Genomic DNA, 18,617 nt, shown 5'->3' on the forward strand with positions numbered 1-18,617 from the left:
GCGGAAGCCGGGCCCCGAGGACGGCGCCCGCCCGGGCGGACGCCGTCCTCACCGCCTGCGTCAGCGGCGGCGGCCCGTCGGCAGCGCCGGGACCATGGCCCCGAACGCGAGGTGCGCCGCGACGAGCGCGAGGCCGAGCGTCGTGAGGGAGAAGCCGACCGACAGGTCGAGCAGGGCGAGGACGAAGCAGACGAGCGCGGCGACGGCGAACATCGGGAGGCCTCCTGGTCGTGGCCACCGACGTGCTGCCGGTGACTCGCCGCGGATCCTCCTCGTCCCGCCGCGCCCGACAAGTCGAGACGCCGCCCGGTGGCGGTGCGGGCCCGCACACCCGACGATCGAGGCCCGGGCGGCACCCGACCGCGGGCGCCCCCGCCGGACCGAGGGAGACAGGAATGCGCGCGATCTGGAACGGCGTCGTCCTCGCCGAGACGGCGGACACCGTCGTCGTCGAGGGCAACCACTACTTCCCGCGGGAGTCGCTGCGGGCCGAGCACTTCGTCGAGAGCGACCGGCGGACGACGTGCCCGTGGAAGGGCGAGGCCGCCTACCTCAGCGTGCACGCCGGGGACGCCGTGAACACCGACGCCGCGTGGTACTACCCGCAGCCGAAGGACGCCGCGGCGCAGATCCGGGGGCGGGTGGCGTTCTGGAAGGGCGTCGAGGTCGTCGACGGCTGAGGGCGCCCGACCGGCAGGCCTTCGTCCCCGTGCGGAACCGCCCGGCGGGACTACCGTCGGGAACGGACGGGTGACCACCACGGTCCACGCTCCGCGGGCCCGTCCGACGGAGGCCCGACGTGAGCCACGACAAGCTCGAGAAGATGCGTACAGCCCACGGATTCGTCGCCGCGCTCGACCAGAGCGGCGGGAGCACCCCCAAGGCCCTGCGGCTGTACGGGCTCGACGAGACCGCCTACCGCGACGAGGCGCAGATGTTCGACCGCATCCACGAGATGCGCAGCCGGATCATGCGCAGCCCGGCCTTCACCGGGGAGCGGATCCTCGGCGCGATCCTCTTCGAGCAGACGATGGACCGCGACGTGGACGGCAAGGGCGCCGCGGAGTACCTGTGGGAGGTCAAGGGCGTCGTCCCCTTCCTCAAGGTCGACAAGGGCCTCGCCGACGAGGCGGACGGCGTGCGCTGCATGAAGCCGATCCCCGACCTCGACGCACTGCTCGACCGGGCGAAGAGCCACGGCGTCTTCGGCACGAAGATGCGCTCCGTCATCCAGGTCGCCGACCGCGCCGGTGTCGACGCCCTCGTCGCGCAGCAGTTCGAGCTCGCAGGGCAGATCCTCGACGCCGGCCTCGTGCCGATCGTCGAGCCCGAGGTCGACATCCACTCGCCGAGCAAGGGCGAGGCGGAGGTGCTGCTCGCGGCGGCGCTGCACCGGCACCTCGACGCCCTGCCCGAAGGCCGGGCCGTCATGCTCAAGCTCACGCTCCCCGACGTGGACGACTTCTACGCCGACCTCGTCGCGCACCCGCACGTGCTGCGGGTCGTCGCCCTCTCCGGCGGGTACACCCGGGACGACGCGAACGCCCGCCTCGCGCGTAACCACGGCGTCGTCGCCAGCTTCTCGCGCGCGCTCACCGAGGGCCTCACGGCGCAGCAGACCCAGGAGGAGTTCGACGCGATGCTCGAGGCGTCGATCGCGAGCATCTACGCGGCATCCGTCACCTGATCCCGGCACGGCCCGGTCCCGGCCGCCTCGGCTCCTCGAGGTCGACTCCTGGGCCGACTCCTCAAGCCTGCCGCCGCCCCGCCGACGGGGGACGCGATCCCCGGGACCGGCGGGGCCGACCGACGCAGGGACGACGCCATGGACATCCTCGACGCCGTCGCGGACACCTACCGCCGGCAGGGACCGCTGCGGCAGCACGTCGCGGCCCGCAGCTTCCTCTCCGCCCTGCCTGCGGGCGTCGTCCAGGAGCAGCTCGGGACGTGCCTGGACGCGGGGGTGCTCGTGCCGGGCGACCAGGGCACGGTCCGGCTCTGCGACCGGCTCAAGGTCGCGGTGCTCACCCGGCCGGTGCTCGCGGCGTGGGTGCAGGAGGCCCGGACGGCTCCCGGGCCGCTCGGTGGCGCCCTCACCGAGGGCATCCGGGGCGAGCTGCGGGCCCTGGTCCGGTTCTGCCTGGGCGGCACCGACGAGGCCCAGCACCGGCGCGCCGTCGAGCTCACCGCCGTCCTCGCGACCGCGACGCTCGACGTCCAGGCGATCGACGTCGTCTCCGGGCTGCCGGGCACGACCCGCAGCCAGCTCCAGGACCTCGCGGCCGTCCCGGAGGGCAGCTGCCGGACGACGCACGAGCTGCTCGCGCGGATGCGCCGGTACGTCACCACCGAGTTCGTCGAGGTCGCGGGCTGACCGACGGGGACGCGGACCCGGCGGGACCGCCCGGCCGGACCCCGGCCGTTCGGCGGAGATCGGCCGGTCGCGCACGCTCACGTGTGCCGGCTTGCAACACTGTCCTGTGAAGATCACTCGGGGGCGCTGCGGCGCCGGTGTCGTCCTGTCCGTCACGATCCTGCTCGGCCTCACCGGCTGCGGCTCGGGGTCGTCCACGTCTGCGGGCGCGGGCGCGTCCGCCGCCGACACGTCCGCGGCAGCCACGCCGACCGCGGCGGAGAGCACGAGCGCCGCGGAGGACTCCGGCGGCGACGCGGGCGGCGACTACTGCGCCGTCGTCAAGGAGAACGTCGCCTACCTGACCGGCGGCGAGATCGGCAAGCTCGTCACGTCGGGCAAGAAGGCCGACTGGGAGAAGTACTTCGACATCACGGCGAAGGCGAACGACAAGCTCGTGGCCGCCTCCCCCGGCGAGATCCGGCCCGTCGTCGAGCAGCTCACGAAGGACTCCCAGGTGCTCCGGGGCGTCATCAAGGAGGCCGACTACGACATGGCCAAGGCCGGCGCGAGCGAGGTGCTCGCGTCGATCAACACCCCCGAGCACCTCGAGGCGGTCGACAAGTTCGCCGCGTTCACCAAGAGCGAGTGCGGTATCGACCTGCTCAAGCTGTCCTGACGGGGCCGGCCGCCACCGACCGGCCGCCCCCGGCACCACCTCGTCCGGCCCGGCGCCGGCGGGCCTGCCCTCAGGTCCGCCGGCGCTCGCGCACGAGGACGATCTGGTTCTGCCGCCGGAGCTCGAACAGCTCGGTCGCCTCGACGAGGTCGCTCAGCTTGCGGTAGCCGTAGTTGCGCGGGTCCAGGGACGCCTGGTTGCCGATCTGCTGGCCCACGGCACCGAGGTGCGCCCAGCCGTCGTCCCCGCCCGCCGCGTCGACGGCGGAGCGCAGCAGCCGGACCAGGCGGGTGTTGCTCCGCAGCTGCTTGGCGTCGGCGGGCCGCAGGACCGGCTCCACGGAGACGTGCTCCGCCTCGGTCTCCTCCGCCACCGCCCCCGGCGCGGTGAGCCCCTCGATGTAGCTGAACTGCGAGCACGCGTTGACGAACGGGTCCGGCGTCTTCCGCTCCCCGAAGCCGTAGACCTTGAGGCCCTCGGTGAGCACGCGCATGACGAGCGGGGTGAAGTCGGCGTCGCTCGAGACGATCGCGAACGCGTCGAGGTTGCGCGCGTAGAGCAGGTCCATCGCGTCGATGACCATCGCCATGTCGGAGGCGTTCTTGCCCGCCGAGTACGCGAACTGCTGGATCGGCCGGATCGCGTACGTGTGGAGCACGCCCTCCCAGCCCTTGAGGTGAGGGCTCTTCCAGTTGCCGTACGCGCGCCGCACGTTCGCCGTCCCGTGCCGGGCGACCTCGCTGAGGATGACGTCGATCTTGGCCGCAGGCGCGTTGTCCGCGTCGATGAGCAGCGCGATCCGACGTTCGCTCGTCTCCATGGCGTACCCCCTCGCGGGTCAGGCTACGGCGGTCGGACCCTCGCACCGCACCGATCCGGCCACGACGGGCCGACCGGTCAGGCCACCTGCGCCCCGAGGACGTCCAGCGCGCGCAGGGTCACCCACTTCGACGGCCGGCCCTGCACCTCGACGTCGACCTCGGTCTTGCCGTTGTAGGCGTACTCGTTGACCCAGCGGCCGTCCGGCCGGCGGTGCCGGAGCAGCCAGGCGCGTGCGGCGTCCAGCCGCTCGTCGTCCCCGTGCCCGACCTCGGCGAGCGTCTCCAGGACCTGCAGGACGTCGCTGACGTAGCCGGACGGGAAGCCGAGCCGGAACCAGGACCGGCTGGGCCGGGTGTTGCCCCAGCCCATGGGGTAGTCGGCGACGGCCGGGTCGCGGGACAGCAGGAAAGCCACGGCCTCGTCGACGGCGCGCTGCACGATGGGCGACCTGCGCCCCGGCGGGATCCGCGCCAGCCCGCGCAGCTCCTTGACCGCCCCCCAGGCGCACGGCCGGCGGTCGTTCGCCCCGCACGCGAAGTGCGGCCCGCAGGTCGCGGACGCGTAGAAGCGGACGTCGCCGGAGCCGGTCACCGCGGCGGCGGCCCACTCCGCGGCCGCCATCACGCGCGGGTCGTCGCCCAGGCCCAGCCCCAGGAAGGCCCGCAGCAGGTTGCCGTTGAGGCAGTGCGCCACGGAGCTCGGCGGCGACGGCCGGTCCGCCCCCGCGCCCGACGCCCCGAACCCGCCGGACGACGTGGCGCAGCGGCCGAGCAGGTACTCGCACCCCCGCCGGACGCGCTCGTCGGCCGGGTCCGCGCCGAGCTGGTCGAGGAAGACGACCTGCCACACCGTGCCGCGGTACTTCGGCGAGTAGCCCGGGCCGGGCCGGACCCACCACCCCTGCGGGTCCTGGGCGGCGAGGATCGAGGCGATCGGGTCGCAGCGCATCGCCGCCGTCCGGGCCGCGACCACGTCGGGGTCCTCCCGGGACCGGCCGAGCAGCCGTTGCAGCGCGGCCGCCCGGACCGCCGGGTCCTGCGGCTCCAGCAGCCAGTCGACCAGGTCCGCGCGGGCGATTGCTCCGGTCACGACGACCACCCCGCAGGCATCGTCCGCCTCCGGACCGGCGCCCGGACCGGGACCTGGGGCTCCCGCGCCCACGGGCGCGCCGGCGGCGCCCGTCGAGATGTCTCACTTCGAGACCAATCTTGACTCACTCCAGATTACTGACCAGACTCGGGCGCGTGCACCCCGCCTTCGACGCCGAGCCCTTGCTCCGGGGGGCCGCTCTGCGCGTCACCCGGCCCCGGGTCGCGGTGCTGACCGCGGTGCACCAGCACCCGCACGCCGACACCGACTCGATCATCCGCGCCGTCCGGGCGGACCTGGCCGACGTGTCCACCCAGGCGGTGTACGACGTGCTGCGAGCCCTGACCACGGCGGGCCTCGTGCGGCGCATCGAACCGGCGGGTTCCGCCGCGCGCTACGAGGCCCGGGTCGGGGACAACCACCACCACGTCGTGTGCCGGTCGTGCGGCGACATCGCCGACGTCGACTGCGCCGTGGGCTACACCCCGTGCCTCACCGCCTCGCACGACCACGGCTTCTCGATCGACGAGGCCGAGGTCGTCTACTGGGGCCTGTGCCCCGACTGCTCCACGGCTCGTAGCTCCTGACAACTCCCCCACCGAACCGTTGGTAGAGAAAGGATCCACCCGTGTCCGAAACCCATGATGCAGTCGTCGGTGACATGAACCAGGAGCCCGAGGCCAAGTGCCCTGTCCTGCACTCGACCGGTGGCACGTCCAACCGTGACTGGTGGCCCAACCAGCTCGACGTGAACGTCCTGCACCGCAACTCCGCGAAGAGCGACCCGATGGGCGGGGACTTCGACTACGCCGCGGAGTTCAAGACCCTCGACCTCGCCGCCGCCAAGGCGGACATCGCGGCGGTTCTCACGGACTCCCAGGACTGGTGGCCGGCCGACTTCGGCAACTACGGGCCGCTCTTCGTGCGGATGACCTGGCACGCCGCCGGCACCTACCGGATCAGCGACGGCCGCGGCGGCGCCGGCACGGGCCAGCAGCGGTTCGCCCCGCTCAACAGCTGGCCGGACAACGGCAACCTCGACAAGGCCCGCCGCCTGCTGTGGCCCGTCAAGAAGAAGTACGGCCGCAAGCTCTCCTGGGCCGACCTCCTCGTCCTGGCCGGCAACGTCGCCATCGAGCAGATGGGCCTGCCGACCTTCGGCTTCGGCGGCGGCCGCGCCGACGTCTGGGAGCCCGAGCCCGTCAACTGGGGCACCGAGGACACCTGGCTCGGCGACAAGCGCTACAGCGGCGACCGTGACCTCACGAACCCGCTCGCCGCCGTCCAGATGGGTCTCATCTACGTCAACCCGGAGGGCCCCAACGGCACCCCGGACCCGCTCGCCGCGGCGCGCGACATCCGCGAGACCTTCGCCCGGATGGCGATGAACGACGAGGAGACCGTCGCCCTCATCGCCGGCGGCCACACGTTCGGCAAGACGCACGGCGCCGGTGACGCCGCGCTCGTCGGCCCCGAGCCCGAGGCCGCCCCGCTGCAGGAGATGGGCCTGGGCTGGACCAGCAGCTACGGCACCGGCAAGGGCGGCGACGCGATCACCAGCGGCCTCGAGGTGACCTGGACCCAGAAGCCGACCGAGTGGTCGAACCTGTACTTCGACAACCTCTTCGGCTTCGAGTGGGAGCTCAGCGAGAGCCCGGCCGGCGCCAAGCAGTGGGTCGCGAAGGACGCCCAGCCGTCGATCCCCGACCCGGTCACCGGCGAGCCGACCCGGGTGCCGACGATGCTCACGACGGACCTGTCGCTGCGCTTCGACCCGATCTACGGCCCGATCTCCAAGCGGTTCCACGAGAACCCGGCCGAGTTCGCCGACGCCTTCGCCCGCGCCTGGTTCAAGCTGACCCACCGCGACATGGGCCCGGTCGCGCGCTACCTCGGCCCGGAGGTCCCGTCGGAGGAGCTCATCTGGCAGGACCCGGTCCCCGCGGTCGACCACGAGCTCGTCGGTGCGGACGACGTCGCGGCCCTCAAGGCGACGATCCTCGCCTCGGGGCTCACGGTCTCCCAGCTGGTCACGACCGCGTGGGCGTCGGCGTCGACGTTCCGCGGCACCGACAAGCGCGGCGGCGCCAACGGCGCCCGCATCCGGCTCGCGCCGCAGAACGGCTGGGACGTCAACAACCCGGCCGAGCTGGCGACCGTGCTGCGGACCCTCGAGGGCATCCAGTCGCAGTTCAACGCCGCGGGCGGGGCGAAGATCTCGCTCGCCGACCTCATCGTGCTCGGTGGTTCCGCGGCGGTCGAGCAGGCGGCGAAGGCTGCCGGCCACGACGTCACGGTGCCGTTCACGCCGGGCCGGACGGACGCGTCGCAGGAGCAGACGGACGTCGACTCGTTCGCCGTCCTCGAGCCGGCCGCCGACGGGTTCCGCAACTACGCCGGCAAGGGCGGCCTCCCGGCCCCCGCCGAGGCGCTGCTCGTCGACAGGGCCGACCTCCTCACGCTCACCGCGCCCGAGCTCACCGTGCTCGTCGGCGGGCTGCGGGTGCTCGGCGCGAACTACGACGGCTCCTCGCTCGGCGTCCTCACGACGCGGCCCGGGACGCTGACGACGGACTTCTTCGTCAACATCCTCGACGTCGCCACGGTGTGGAGCCCGGTCTCGGAGGCCGAGGACACGTTCGAGGGCCGCGACCGCGCGACCGGTGCGGTGACGTGGACCGGCAGCCGGGCCGACCTCGTGTTCGGCTCGAACTCGCAGCTGCGGGCGCTCGCCGAGGTCTACGCGAGCGACGACTCGCAGACGAAGTTCGTCGGCGACTTCGTCGCCGCGTGGACGAAGGTCATGGAGCTCGACCGGTTCGACGTCGCCTGACGTCACCTCACATCGGGACGACCGGCAGCACCCGGGGCCCCGGGCGGCGTACGCGCCGTCCGGGGCCCCGTCGGTTGCCGCCGACGAGCGACCATCGCCCCGGTCCGCCGCCGTCCGCGCGACGTAGTCTCACGCGCGGAGGGGGAGGCGATCACCATGCCTCGGTCGGTGCTGACCATGTCGTCGCGCGCCGCGCGATCCGGGCTCGTCGCAGTCGTCACGGGGGTGGTCCTCGCCGCGGGCCTGGCCGCACCGGCCGCGGCCGCCGTCCCGACCGCGCCCACCGGGGTGTGGGGCATCGGGTACGAGGGTGCCGTCCGGCTGACCTGGGTCGGCCCGGACGACGACGGCGGTGCCGCGATCACGTCCTACCTCGTCACGGACGACCTCGGCGGCTCGTGGACGCTCGACCCGGAGACGATCTACCCGACCGTCATCGAGGGCCTCCCGAACGGCGTCGCCCGGCGCTTCACCGTGACGGCGGTCAACGCCGACGGAGCGGGGCCCGCCTCCGCGCCGTCGGCACCGATCACCCCGCACGCGCCGTACGCGGGTCCCGCCTGGACCGCGACCGGCTCGCTGCCGTCGGCCCGTGAGCACGCCGGTGCCGTCCTGCTCGGGACCGGCCAGGTGCTCGTCGTCGGCGGCGTCCGCCTCGACCCGACGACCTGGACCTCGCACCCGCTGGCCACGGCACTGCTCTACGACCCGGCGACCGGCCGCTGGACGCGCACCGGCTCGCTGCCGGCGGCCAGGGCGCAGTTCGGCCTCGTCACGCTCGCCGACGGACGGGTGCAGCTCAGCGGCGGTATCGACGCATCGGGGACGCCGACGGCCACGACCTACCTCTACGACCCGGCGACCGGCGCCTGGAGCACCGGCACCCCGATGACGCTGCCCCGGGCCCACCACTCGGCGACCGTGCTGCCGAACCGGCAGGTGCTCGTCGCCGGCGGCGAGACCACCGGCCCCGCGGTGACCGCCACGGCGGAGACGTACGCCCCCGCGACCGGGATCTGGCGCGCGACCCGGCCGATGCCGACGCCCCGGCACCGGCACAGCGCCGTCGCGCTGCCGGCGGGCAGCGCCGGTCAGGTGATCCTCGTGGGCGGCAACGACGGGACCGACGGGCTGCGGCCCACGGCCCTCTACGAGCAGGCGACCCGGAGCTGGGTGGTCGGGCCGTCCCTGCAGCGGCAGCGCACGACCGAGGACGTCGGCGACCCGACCGTGACGGCTCTGGCCGACGGCCGGGTCCTGGTCGCCGGTGGCTACCACGGCGGCGTGCTGCGGTCGGCGGAGGTCTACACGCCGTCGACGAACACGTTCGCCCTCACCCGGCCGCTGCGGTTCGCGCTCGAGGGCGACCACACCGCGACGCTGCTGACCGACGGGCGGGTGCTCGTCGTCGGCGGCATCGACGACTGGGGCGGGCTGCGGACGACGCAGATCTGGTCGCCGGTGACCGGCCGGTGGACCCGGGGCAACGACCTGCCGAGCGACCGGGCGTCGCACGTGGCGGTCCGGACCGGGAGCGGTGCGGTGCTCGTGGCCGGAGGCATGCGGTGGACCCCGGCCTACGGGTCGGTGCGGACGGCGCTGCTCTACCAGCCGTGAGGAAGCGAGGGCCCCGGACGACGTGCACGCGTCCGGGGCCCCGCGCCGTCCTCGGCGTCAGCGCTCCGGCGTCAGGGCGACGACGGGGATCACCCGGTCGGTCTTCGTCTGGTACTCGGCGAAGCCCGGCGACCAGGCGACGATCCGGTCCCAGGCCGCGGCGCGGTCCTCGCCCTCGAGCACCTCGGCCGCGGCCGCGTACTGCGCGAGCGCGTCGCCCTCCCAGCGGCGCACGTGCACCGTCGGGTTCGCGACGAGGTTGTGGAACCACGCGGGATGGGTGTCCGCACCGGCCTTGCTGGCGACGACGAGCAGCCGGTCACCGTCGGGCAGGCAGGCGACCGGCGAGGTACGCCGCTGCCCGGTCCTCGCCCCGGTCGTGTCGAGCAGCACGAGGTTGTCGCGGTCGAACGTGTCCACGATCCGCGCGCGTCCCTCCAGGAACTGCTCGATGACGGCGTCGTTCCAGCCCATGCGTACCTCCGGTGTCGGGGCTCCCCGGCGGAGCCGCACCCGACCCAACACCAGGCCGCCGCGTGGGCTTCCGAGGCACGCCGGGGCGCACCGCTTTGGTTCGCGGGCCGGGCGGCCGACGTAACCGACGTGGGTCCCGAGGCAGCAGTGACCGCTCCGTCGGCCGCCCCGGCGCTCGCTGCCGTGCGCGCCGGGCTCGCGGCCCGCCTCGACGACCTCGAGCGGCAGCGGTCGGCCGAGGTGGAGCAGCGGCTCCTCGGGGCGCGCGAGGTCGAGGACGAGGCGCTCGCGGCGGGTCTCGACGTCGAGGCCATGCGGGCCCGGCTCGTCGTCGCCGACATGCTGCTGCGCCTGGGTGACAGCACCCGTGCCGCCCAGCTCGCCGTCGAGGTCAACGGCTGGGCCACCCAGGAGGGTCCGCGCTCGCTGCGGTCGCGGAGCCACCTCGTGCTCTCCTCGCTGCTCGAGAGCATCGGGGACGCCGCGTCGTCGCTCGACCACGCCGTCCGGGCCCTGGAGCTGCTGGACGGTTCCACCCCGGCCCGTCAGCGCGGCAGCACCCTTCTGCGACTGGCGGACGCGGCCGCGCTCGTCGGGGCCGTGGACGACGCCCGCAGGCGGTACCGGGAGGCCGGTGGCGTCTTCGCCGCGCTGCGGGACGAGGACCACCAGCTCATCGTCCTGAACAACCTCGCCGTCCTGGAGTACGAGAGCGGGGACGCGGCCGCCGCCCTCGTCGCGGCCGACCAGCTCGCGCAGCGGTGCGGCGAGGACGGGTTGGACGCGTCGTACGCCGACACCATCGCCCGCGCGCACCTCGCGGCGGGCGACCTGGCGACGGCCGAGCGGATGGTGCTGCTCGGGTTCCGGCTGCGACAGACGCAGGGCGAGGCCCAGGCGGTCACCCCGGCGGAGCTCCTGCTCACGCACGCGGAGGTGCTGCTCGCGCTGGGCCGCGTCGACGAGGCCGCGCAACGGCTCGACGAGTGCACGCTCGTGTGCGAGGAGCGCGGGCTGCGGGCCGCCTTCGTCCAGACCCTCGAGCTGCGGGCCCGGGTGCACGCGGCCCGCGGCGACCTCGGTGCCGCGTACGCGACCCACCGCACCTTCCACGCCGAGTACACGGCCGCCCGGTCCCACCAGCAGGAGGCCGCCGCCCGGACGCGGCAGGCCCTCGCTGAGACGGCGGAGGCGCGGGCCGAGGCCCGCCGGTTCCGTGAGCAGGCCCGCACCGACCCGCTCACCGACCTGCCGAACCGTCGCTTCGTCGACGAGGAGCTCCCCCGGTTGCTCGCCGAGGCCGCGCACGAGCCCGGGTGCGTGCTCGCGGCGGTCGTCGACGTCGACCACTTCAAGCAGGTCAACGACGGCTTCTCGCACGACGTGGGCGACGAGGTGCTGCGACGGCTCGGGCAGCGGCTGGCCGCCGCCGCGGCCCCCCACGGTTTCGCCGCGCGGCTCGGCGGCGAGGAGTTCCTCGTCCTGCTCCGGTGCGACGACCCCGGCACCGCGGCGGCCCGGCTGGAGAGGTTGCGCGCGGGCGTGCAGGCGCTGCCGTGGCAGGAGGTCGCGCCGGGCCTCGGCGTCACCGTGAGCATCGGTGCCGGCCTCGCCGGCCCGGCGGACACCCAGGCGACCCTGCTGCGCCGCGCGGACGAGAACCTGTACCGGGCCAAGGCGCAGGGCCGGAACCGGGTCGTGGGCGTCACCGGCCCGGATCAGCGTGCGACGTAGACCGTGTTCGCGGACCGGCCGCGGGTCAACGGGTTCGCGAAGGTGACGACATGCGCCTCGACGCGGTCGAAGACCGCGCGCAGCACCTCGAGGAACGCCTCGTCCGGCGGGTCGTCGGACCACAGCGCGAAGACCCCGCCGGGGTGCAGGTGCCCGGTCAGCCGTCGGAGCCCGTCGACGGTGTAGAACGCGGCGTGGCTCGGGTGCAGGACGTGGGCCGGGGTGTGGTCGATGTCGACGAGGACGGCGTGGAACCGCCGGCCCGGCGCCTCGGGGTCGTACCCGTCGTCCGCCGCGGTCGACGCGAAGAAGTCCCCGCGGACCAGCCGGACCCGGGGGTCGGCGGCCAGCCCGACGGTGTCCGGGAGCAGGTCGCGCTCGTGCCAGTCGACCACCTCGGCGAGCGCCTCGACGACGACGAGTGCCCCGACGCGGGCGTCCTCCAGCACGGTCCTCGCGGTGTAGCCCAGCCCGAGCCCGCCGACGACGACGTCGAGAGCGCCGCCGTCCGGGTCGGGGAGAGCGGCCAGACCGAGCCGGGCCAGCTCGACCTCGGCCACGGTGAACAGGCTCGACATGAGGAACTCGTCGCCGAGCTTGACCTCGAAGACGTCGACGCCGAGCGTCGGCTCGACCCGCCGGCGCAGGCTGATCTCGCCCATCGCCGTGGCGGCCCACGCGAGCTCCTCGAACCGAGCACCCACGGTGCATCCCCTCGTCGAGGCCGCGGCGGTGAGGTCACCCGGTCGGCGCGCCAAGGTACCGCGCAGGGATCGGCCGCACCCCCGGCGACCTGCCGTGACGGTGCGGGGACGACGCTCCGACGGGCCGGGCCGGACGCCGCAGATCTGGCACTCTCCTACCGAGAGTGCTAATCTCGATGCCGCACGGAGCCGCCCGCCAGGGTGGTGGGCGGTCCGATCTCGTGGAGGAGGACGCCATGACCGTGCTTCGTTTCGACCCGTTCCGCGACCTCGACCGCCTCACCGAGCAGATGCTCGGAGTGCCCGCCGGCTCGGCCCGGGCACCGCGGTTCATGCCGATGGACCTCTACCGTTCGGGCGACCACTACGTCGTCCACGCCGACCTGCCTGGCATCGACCCCGGGTCGGTCGACGTCAGCGTCGACAGCGGGACCCTGACGATCCGCGCCGAGCGCAGCGCCCGCACCGAGCAGTCCGTGCAGTGGCTCGCGAGCGAGCGCTTCACCGGCTCCTTCATGCGGCAGCTGTCCCTCGGCGAGGGCGTCGACGCCGACCGCATCGCCGCGACCTACGAGAACGGTGTGCTCACCGTGACGATCCCGATCGCCGAGAAGGCCAAGCCGCGCCGGATCGAGGTCGAGGTGCGCACCGAACAGAACGTCGTCCCCGGCTCCGCCGAGCAGGCCCAGGTGACGACGGGCTGACCCCGTCCGCACGCGGGAGCGCAACGCAGGGCGCACGGCCCGGCCCGGTCGTCCGGGCCGGGCCGCGCGGCCCGGTGCGACGTCAGGTCCCGACGCGGACGTGGTCGAGGAGCTCGGCGAGCGCCGCGGGATCGCTGCCGTCGAAGGCCAGCCCGAGGTGCGTCCCCCGGCCACCGGGGGCCGTCCGCGCCACGTGGGCGGCGACCGGCCGGCTCCCGCCGGGAACGGCCACCCGGACCGCCGTCCCGACCGGCACCGGGTCGGCGACCTCGACGCGGGCGCCCGACGGGCTCACGTCGAGGACGCGTGCCTCGGTCGGGGGCGGCCCGCCGTCCCGGGTCAGGACGACCGTGCCGGAGCCCGGGAAACGTTCGTGACCGCGCCGCTCGATCGTGTCGGTGACGGTGCTCAGGTCGCCGACGCGCTGCATGGCCTCGCGGAGCCGGTCGTCGAGGCCGGCCATGGTCTCCCGCTGCTCGGCGGTGATGCCGAGCAGCTCGCCGGCCTGGGTCCGGACCCCGCCGACGACCGTCGACAGCTCCTCGATCGCGCCGGTGAGCGCCGAGACGTCCTGCTGCAACGCGGTCAACGTCCCGGTGATCTGACCCGTCGAGGTCGCCGTGCTCGCCGCGAGCTGCTTGACCTCGTCCGCCACCACGGCGAAGCCGCGGCCCGCGTGCCCGGCACGCGCCGCCTCGATGGTCGCGTTGAGGGCCAGCAGGTGGGTCTGCGCGGCGACGGTCGCGATCGTGTCGATGATGCCGCCGACCTGACGCAGGTTCGTCGTGGCGTCGTCCGCGGTCCGCTGGCCCGTCGCGACGACGGCCTGGGCGGTGCGGGTCACCTCCGCGGCCGCGGACGCACGGTCGTCGATCGCCGTCACGGTCGTGCGGACCGCCTCGGCGCGTGCCGTGACCTCCCGCAGCTCCACCATCACGGCGACGACGGTGTCGTCGACCGCGGCCTGCGCCCGCTCCCGGAGCATGCGGGCCGAGGCCCGCTGCTGCTCCTGGGCCTCACGCGCCTGCTGCTCACGCTCGGCCGTCGCCCCGGCGAGCGCCTCGTCCTGCGCGGCGAGCGAGTCGAGCATCCGGTTGATGTCCAGGCTCAGCCCGGCCAGGGCACCTGAGCCCTGCTCGGCGACCCGGACCGAGCGGTCGCCGGTGAGGACGACCTGCTCGGTGGCGGCCCGCAGCGGGCGGACGCGGCGGCGGACCTCGCGGGACGACGTCCACAGGGCCACGCCGAGGACGAGCAGCCCGAGGCCGCCGGTCAGGGTCATGAGCCGGGTCGACACCCGGACGGCCTCGGCGTGGATGGGCCGGGGACGGTCGGCGCGCAGGACGACGGCGCCGCCCCCGACGGCCGGCACCCGGACGCCGAGGTCGATGCGGCCGTCGTCCCGGACCTCGGTGCTCACGCCCAGGTCGCCGAACCGGCTGGCCAGCGTCGCGGCCGACCGGACCGCCGCGGCCTCCGTCCTGACCCCGAGCGGCATCGACAGCTCGTCGCCCAGTGCCGCCGCCCCCTGCCCGGTCAGCGCCCGCAGGAAGACGAGGCCGCCGACGTCGGCGCCGCGGGCGTCGGAGCGGCGCGCGGCGAAGCCGCAGAAGACGTACGCCTCGGTCGCGGCCCGGACCGTCCCGCAGCGGCCGTCACCGGCCTGCGCCGAGCGGTCGTAGAGGGCGCCGAGCACCCGGGCGTCGAGCCCTGCCGGCAGGGCGGCGTACTCGTCGCCGGCCGCGAGCCCGCCGGCCCGCACCGCACCGTCGAGGCCGACCGCCACGACGCCGTCCAGGCCGTAGATGCCCCGCACGTCGGCCGGTGGGAAGTCGCTCGCGAACGCCGCCCGGTCGCCCTTCGCCAGGTCGGCGTACGAGGCGTCCCAGATCGAGTTCGTCGCCCCGTAGTTGCGCAGCAGCGACATCCAGGACTCCAGCCCGACCCGGATCCGCTCGGCGTCCTGGGACACCTGGGTCGCCTCGAGCCGGTCGAAGGCCGACGTCGCCACCTGCCGCTGCGCGAGGAAACCCAGCCCCATCAACGACGCCACGGCGACCGAGGCGACCGCCGCGGAGCTCCCGAGCATCCGCGCGAGCCGGGACCGTCCGTTCAGTGCACTCACGCACCTGTGCATCGTCCGCAGGCGAACGACTCTTGAGGCCGACGGTCCGCGCACCACGGCGCAGGCAGTCTGGACGGCAGGACATCTGTCCTGCCGGACCGTGGATCCGCGGCCCTGCCGCGGCCCTGCACGCCTGCCTAGCGTCGACAGCGACACCGGACGACGCACGGAGGAACCGTCATGACGACCGCACCCACGACCACCGGCGGCAGGCAGACCCTCTGCGGGGACGACCGCAGCATCCTGCGATCCCTGTCCGTCACCGTCCCGGCGGCGGCCGGCGCCGCCCTGGCCCTCTGGGCGGCCGCCCGGCTTGCCGGCGTGGATCTCACGGTGCGCACCGGCGACGGGACGACGACCGTCGGCTGGCCGGCCGTGCTCCTGGCGAGCGCCGTCGCCACCGCGGCCGGGACGACGACCCTCGTCCTCCTGCACCGCCGGCTGCGTCGCGGGCGGACGATCGGCTTCTGGCTCGCCACCGTCGTGCTGCTGCTCTCGCTGGTCGTCGGACCGCTCGGTGCGACGACGACGGCCGCCGCCTTCGTCCTCGGCACGATGCACGCCGTCGTCTGGGGCGTCCTCGTCGGACCGGTCCGCCGGCGGCGCTGAATACTGGACCGGACACCGGGGCGATGCGGGGGGAGGGCCGATGAGCGCGCAGGAGCGTTGCGCCACGGAGCAGGGCATGCCGCGGTGGGTCCGCAGCCGCGGCGCGCTGCTCGGCGCGATGGCGGTCTGGCTGCCGCTCCTGCTGGCTGAGCCGGCCGCCCAGGTGGCCGGGCTGCGGCCGGCGTGGCCGTCGTGGCTGGGGCTGGCCGTGGCCGCGGCCGCGTTCCTCGGGTGCGGCGTCGTCGGCAGCACGCCGCGGCGGACGGCCCGCGGCGCGCACCCGGTCGGCACCGCCCTGCTCGTCGTCCTGGCGGTCACGACACTCCTCCTGGTGAGCCGCTCCGCCGACTCGGCGGCGCTCTTCTCGCTGCTCGTCATCGCGGCCGTCGTGGTGCTCGACGGCCGGCCGGGGCTCGTCGCGGTGGGCGTCGTGACGGCCCTGTCCGCGGTCACCGTGTGGGCGGCCGGCGGGACGGCGGGGCGGCTCAGCGGGACCGTCGTCGTCACCGCCCTGTCGGGGCTGGGCTCCTGGACCTTCCGACGGTTGTTCGCCGTCATCGCCGAGCTCGCCGCGACCCGTGAGGCGCTCGCGCGGGTCGCGGTCGAGCAGGAGCGGGAGCGCTTCTCCCGGGACCTGCACGACCTGCTCGGCCACACGCTGTCGGTCGTCGTCGTCAAGGCGCAGGCGGTGCGGCGGCTGGCCGCGCGCGACGCCGGGGCTGCCGCGCAGCACGGCGCCGACATCGAGGTGATCGGCCGCCGCGCGCTCTCGGAGGTACGCCAGGCGGTCGCCGGCTACCGCGGCACCGGCCTGGCGGCCGAGCTCGACCGGGCGGTCGGTGCACTGGCCGCCGCCGGGATCACGGCGACCGTGACCGGGGCGCCCGCGTCCGGTGCGCTGCCGGACGAGGTCGACGAGCTGTTCGGCTGGGTCGTCCGCGAAGGGAGCACCAACGTCATCCGGCACTCGGGGGCGCGGCGGTGCGTCGTCACGTGCTCGCAGACCGCCGGCACGGCCCGGATCGCGATCGCGGACGACGGCCGCGGCGTCGCAGCGGCCGGGACCGCGGCGACGGGTGCGGCGACGGGTGCGGCGACGGGCCCGCGCGGCAACGGGCTGGCCGGTCTGCGCGAGCGTGTCGGGGCGGCGGGCGGGCGACTCGCGTCCGGACCCTCGGACTCCGGGTTCGACCTGTCGGTCGAGGTGCCCGTCCCGCAGCCCCTCCCGCAGCAGGCGGTCGGGGCGGCCCGGTGATCAGGATCCTCCTCGCCGAGGACCAGGCGATGCTCCGCGGGGCGCTCGCCGTCCTGCTCGACCTCGAGCCCGACCTGGAGGTCGTGGCACAGGTGGGGCGGGCCGACGAGATCGTGCCGGCGGCGCTGCGGACCGCGCCGGACGTCGCGCTCCTCGACATCGAGCTGCCCGGGGGCAACGGCATCGACGCCGCGCGGGACCTGCTGGCCGCGGTGCCGGCCTGCGCCGTCGTCATCGTCACGACGTTCGCGCGACCCGGCTACCTCCGGCGTGCGACGGACGCCGGGGCGCGGGGCTTCCTCGTCAAGGACGGGCCCGTCGAAGGCCTCGCGGAGGCGGTCCGGACCGTCGTCGCCGGCGGGACCGTCGTCGACCCCGAGCTCGCGACGAGCGCACTGACCGCCGGCGCGAGCCCCCTGACCGAGCGCGAGCGCGCCGTCCTCGCGGCGGCCGAGGACGGCTCGACGGTCCTCGACATGGCGAACCGCCTGCACCTGTCCCGGAGCACGGTCCGCAACTACCTCTCCGCGGCGATCGGCAAGACCGGGACGCGCAACCGGATCGAGGCCCTGCGCGCCGCGCGCGACCGCGGCTGGCTCTGACACGGTCGGCGACCGGTCCCGGCCGGGACGTTCCGCAGGTGGCGCCGCCGACCGCCCGGAGAACAATGGGAGTGCTCGCACGCGACCGCGCCACGCGCCATCCGGACCGGGACGGTCCGGCACCGGCCGGCCGGGTGCAGAAGGAGGAGCCATGACTCCCAGCGCCCCGAGCACCGCGGACCTGCGGCGCGGCACCGCCGAGCGGGCCTACGCGCAGCTCGGCCACTCGCCCTCACCTCGCCCGCTCCTCGCGGTCCACTGCGCGGCCGCCCACCACGTCGCCACCCTCTACGCCACCCCCGCGGGCGCCGTGTTCGTCTCGGTGCCGTGGGCCCACGGCCACGGCGACCGCGACCGGCACGACGCCGCGCACCACGGCGGCCACCGGGACCGGCCCTACGTCGACTGGGTCGACCCGGACGGCGGGGGCACGCTCGACGACCCGCTGCCGGCCGGCTGCGAGTGCGGGCCCCGGTCGCTGTCCCGGCGGCTGCTCCTCAAGGCCGTCGCGGCCGGGGAGCGCCGGATGGTCATCGACTGACCGGCGCCGCGCACGTCACGGCCGTCACTCGACGAAGTCGGCCGCGAGGTGCTCCGGCGCGCGCATCCGCCAGGCGTCGGTGACGAGCTCGGTGAGGCGCGCGACGTCCACCGTCCCGAGCCGCAGCATGACCAGCGGCACGTCGCCGTAGCCGGGCGCGGTGAAGAACCTCTCCGGCTCGCCGAGCAGGAGTGCCTGCTTCTCGTCCTCGTCGCCGACGAACAGGACGGCGACGTCGGTGCGGATCTCGCGCGGTCTGCCGGGCCGGCGCTCGGGGTACGACCACACGAAGCCCTTGCCGCCGACGCGGAAGTCGAAGCCGGCGCTCGGCACCTCCTCGACGTGGGGCAGCGCGCGGGCCAGCCGGCGCACGTCGTCCGCGTCAGCCATCGGGAACCGTTCTGCCGGAGGTCTTCTGCATCCCTCAGACGCTACCCCGCCGGGCACGTCCCCCGACCGGTCCGGACCCGGGCGCG

The 18,617-nt window shown here is 74.9% G+C and carries 20 protein-coding genes; 13 read left to right on the forward strand and 7 right to left on the reverse strand.

The window, feature by feature from the left end; all coding sequences use genetic code 11:
- Positions 1–60: 60 nt before the first annotated feature.
- Positions 61–213, reverse strand: a complete 153-nt coding sequence (locus ECOMGDLI_RS34740; RefSeq protein WP_158220619.1) for a hypothetical protein — start codon at positions 211–213, stop codon at positions 61–63.
- Between the two features lie 182 nt (positions 214–395).
- Between ECOMGDLI_RS34740 and ECOMGDLI_RS19595 the strand changes: the two genes are divergently transcribed.
- The 4 genes from ECOMGDLI_RS19595 (at position 396) to ECOMGDLI_RS19610 (ending at position 3,032) form a co-directional block, all read left to right on the forward strand.
- Positions 396–680 (forward strand): DUF427 domain-containing protein, encoded by a 285-nt coding sequence (locus tag ECOMGDLI_RS19595; protein ID WP_088318571.1) that lies wholly within the window; start codon positions 396–398, stop codon positions 678–680.
- A 119-nt stretch (positions 681–799) separates the two neighbouring features.
- Positions 800–1,687 (forward strand): fructose bisphosphate aldolase, encoded by an 888-nt coding sequence (locus tag ECOMGDLI_RS19600; RefSeq protein WP_088318572.1) that lies wholly within the window; start codon positions 800–802, stop codon positions 1,685–1,687.
- 138 nt (positions 1,688–1,825) lie between these two features.
- Positions 1,826–2,374, forward strand: a complete 549-nt coding sequence (locus ECOMGDLI_RS19605) for a hypothetical protein (RefSeq protein WP_088318573.1) — start codon at positions 1,826–1,828, stop codon at positions 2,372–2,374.
- Between the two features lie 106 nt (positions 2,375–2,480).
- A complete protein-coding gene (locus ECOMGDLI_RS19610) occupies positions 2,481–3,032 on the forward strand; it encodes a hypothetical protein (protein WP_088318574.1) in 552 nt (183 codons plus the stop codon).
- 70 nt (positions 3,033–3,102) lie between these two features.
- Here ECOMGDLI_RS19610 and ECOMGDLI_RS19615 read toward each other — a convergent pair whose 3' ends face one another.
- Positions 3,103–3,852: an NYN domain-containing protein gene (locus ECOMGDLI_RS19615; RefSeq protein WP_088318575.1), complete on the reverse strand. Its 750-nt coding sequence runs from the start codon at positions 3,850–3,852 to the stop codon at positions 3,103–3,105.
- A gap of 77 nt (positions 3,853–3,929) precedes the next feature.
- Positions 3,930–4,943 carry a nitrogen fixation protein NifH gene (locus ECOMGDLI_RS19620; protein WP_143447802.1) on the reverse strand — a complete coding sequence of 338 codons (1,014 nt, stop codon included), beginning with the start codon at positions 4,941–4,943 and terminating at the stop codon, positions 3,930–3,932.
- 155 nt (positions 4,944–5,098) lie between these two features.
- Between ECOMGDLI_RS19620 and ECOMGDLI_RS19625 the strand changes: the two genes are divergently transcribed.
- From ECOMGDLI_RS19625 to ECOMGDLI_RS19635, 3 genes are all read left to right on the forward strand, one after another.
- Positions 5,099–5,530 carry a Fur family transcriptional regulator gene (locus ECOMGDLI_RS19625; RefSeq protein WP_198955021.1) on the forward strand — a complete coding sequence of 144 codons (432 nt, stop codon included), beginning with the start codon at positions 5,099–5,101 and terminating at the stop codon, positions 5,528–5,530.
- Positions 5,531–5,604: 74 nt separating this feature from the next.
- A complete protein-coding gene (gene katG / locus ECOMGDLI_RS19630) occupies positions 5,605–7,776 on the forward strand; it encodes a catalase/peroxidase HPI (RefSeq protein WP_088318577.1) in 2,172 nt (723 codons plus the stop codon).
- A gap of 177 nt (positions 7,777–7,953) precedes the next feature.
- Positions 7,954–9,393, forward strand: a complete 1,440-nt coding sequence (locus tag ECOMGDLI_RS19635; RefSeq protein ID WP_158221071.1) for a kelch repeat-containing protein — start codon at positions 7,954–7,956, stop codon at positions 9,391–9,393.
- 57 nt (positions 9,394–9,450) lie between these two features.
- On the opposite strand, the gene ECOMGDLI_RS19640 is transcribed toward ECOMGDLI_RS19635, so the two are convergent.
- Positions 9,451–9,867 (reverse strand): nitroreductase/quinone reductase family protein, encoded by a 417-nt coding sequence (locus ECOMGDLI_RS19640; RefSeq protein ID WP_088318579.1) that lies wholly within the window; start codon positions 9,865–9,867, stop codon positions 9,451–9,453.
- A gap of 147 nt (positions 9,868–10,014) precedes the next feature.
- Here ECOMGDLI_RS19640 and ECOMGDLI_RS19645 point away from each other — a divergent pair, with 147 nt between their 5' ends.
- A complete protein-coding gene (locus tag ECOMGDLI_RS19645; RefSeq protein ID WP_088318580.1) occupies positions 10,015–11,601 on the forward strand; it encodes a diguanylate cyclase in 1,587 nt (528 codons plus the stop codon).
- On the opposite strand, the gene ECOMGDLI_RS19650 is transcribed toward ECOMGDLI_RS19645, so the two are convergent.
- Positions 11,586–12,305, reverse strand: a complete 720-nt coding sequence (locus tag ECOMGDLI_RS19650) for a spermidine synthase (protein ID WP_088318581.1) — start codon at positions 12,303–12,305, stop codon at positions 11,586–11,588. The two genes, ECOMGDLI_RS19645 and ECOMGDLI_RS19650, sit on opposite strands and share 16 nt — an antisense overlap.
- 242 nt (positions 12,306–12,547) lie before the next feature.
- Here ECOMGDLI_RS19650 and ECOMGDLI_RS19655 point away from each other — a divergent pair, with 242 nt between their 5' ends.
- On the forward strand, positions 12,548–13,009 hold the full coding sequence (locus tag ECOMGDLI_RS19655) for an Hsp20/alpha crystallin family protein (RefSeq protein ID WP_088318647.1): 462 nt from the start codon (positions 12,548–12,550) through the stop codon (positions 13,007–13,009).
- Positions 13,010–13,091: 82 nt separating this feature from the next.
- On the opposite strand, the gene ECOMGDLI_RS34745 is transcribed toward ECOMGDLI_RS19655, so the two are convergent.
- Positions 13,092–15,134, reverse strand: a complete 2,043-nt coding sequence (locus ECOMGDLI_RS34745) for a methyl-accepting chemotaxis protein (protein WP_158221072.1) — start codon at positions 15,132–15,134, stop codon at positions 13,092–13,094.
- A gap of 180 nt (positions 15,135–15,314) precedes the next feature.
- Here ECOMGDLI_RS34745 and ECOMGDLI_RS34750 point away from each other — a divergent pair, with 180 nt between their 5' ends.
- From ECOMGDLI_RS34750 to ECOMGDLI_RS19680, 4 genes are all read left to right on the forward strand, one after another.
- Positions 15,315–15,743: a DUF6069 family protein gene (locus ECOMGDLI_RS34750; protein WP_088318583.1), complete on the forward strand. Its 429-nt coding sequence runs from the start codon at positions 15,315–15,317 to the stop codon at positions 15,741–15,743.
- 40 nt (positions 15,744–15,783) lie between these two features.
- Entirely contained in the window at positions 15,784–16,998 is a 1,215-nt protein-coding gene (locus ECOMGDLI_RS19670) for a sensor histidine kinase (protein WP_198955023.1), read from the forward strand.
- Entirely contained in the window at positions 16,995–17,600 is a 606-nt protein-coding gene (locus ECOMGDLI_RS19675; protein ID WP_088318585.1) for a response regulator transcription factor, read from the forward strand. The genes ECOMGDLI_RS19670 and ECOMGDLI_RS19675 overlap by 4 nt, the downstream gene beginning before the upstream one ends.
- A gap of 151 nt (positions 17,601–17,751) precedes the next feature.
- Positions 17,752–18,141 carry a hypothetical protein gene (locus ECOMGDLI_RS19680; RefSeq protein ID WP_088318586.1) on the forward strand — a complete coding sequence of 130 codons (390 nt, stop codon included), beginning with the start codon at positions 17,752–17,754 and terminating at the stop codon, positions 18,139–18,141.
- A 24-nt stretch (positions 18,142–18,165) separates the two neighbouring features.
- Here ECOMGDLI_RS19680 and ECOMGDLI_RS19685 read toward each other — a convergent pair whose 3' ends face one another.
- A complete protein-coding gene (locus ECOMGDLI_RS19685) occupies positions 18,166–18,531 on the reverse strand; it encodes an MmcQ/YjbR family DNA-binding protein (RefSeq protein ID WP_088318587.1) in 366 nt (121 codons plus the stop codon).
- Positions 18,532–18,617 lie beyond the last annotated feature (86 nt).

This window comes from Kineosporia sp. R_H_3 (assembly GCF_002198675.1).
Lineage (GTDB): Bacteria > Actinomycetota > Actinomycetes > Actinomycetales > Kineosporiaceae > R-H-3.

What these genes read in the sequence shown, in the direction of transcription:
- ECOMGDLI_RS34740 (WP_158220619.1), bottom strand. Translation starts at nt 213, where the DNA reads ATGTTCGCCGTCGCCGCGCTCGTCTGCTTCGTCCTCGCCCTGCTCGAC.
- ECOMGDLI_RS19685 (WP_088318587.1), bottom strand. Translation starts at nt 18,531, where the DNA reads ATGGCTGACGCGGACGACGTGCGCCGGCTGGCCCGCGCGCTGCCCCAC.
- ECOMGDLI_RS19680 (WP_088318586.1), top strand. Translation starts at nt 17,752, where the DNA reads ATGACTCCCAGCGCCCCGAGCACCGCGGACCTGCGGCGCGGCACCGCC.
- ECOMGDLI_RS19670 (WP_198955023.1), top strand. Translation starts at nt 15,784, where the DNA reads ATGAGCGCGCAGGAGCGTTGCGCCACGGAGCAGGGCATGCCGCGGTGG.
- ECOMGDLI_RS19595 (WP_088318571.1), top strand. Translation starts at nt 396, where the DNA reads ATGCGCGCGATCTGGAACGGCGTCGTCCTCGCCGAGACGGCGGACACC.
- ECOMGDLI_RS34750 (WP_088318583.1), top strand. Translation starts at nt 15,315, where the DNA reads ATGACGACCGCACCCACGACCACCGGCGGCAGGCAGACCCTCTGCGGG.
- katG (WP_088318577.1), top strand. Translation starts at nt 5,605, where the DNA reads ATGAACCAGGAGCCCGAGGCCAAGTGCCCTGTCCTGCACTCGACCGGT.
- ECOMGDLI_RS19615 (WP_088318575.1), bottom strand. Translation starts at nt 3,852, where the DNA reads ATGGAGACGAGCGAACGTCGGATCGCGCTGCTCATCGACGCGGACAAC.
- ECOMGDLI_RS19605 (WP_088318573.1), top strand. Translation starts at nt 1,826, where the DNA reads ATGGACATCCTCGACGCCGTCGCGGACACCTACCGCCGGCAGGGACCG.
- ECOMGDLI_RS19640 (WP_088318579.1), bottom strand. Translation starts at nt 9,867, where the DNA reads ATGGGCTGGAACGACGCCGTCATCGAGCAGTTCCTGGAGGGACGCGCG.
- ECOMGDLI_RS19635 (WP_158221071.1), top strand. Translation starts at nt 7,954, where the DNA reads ATGTCGTCGCGCGCCGCGCGATCCGGGCTCGTCGCAGTCGTCACGGGG.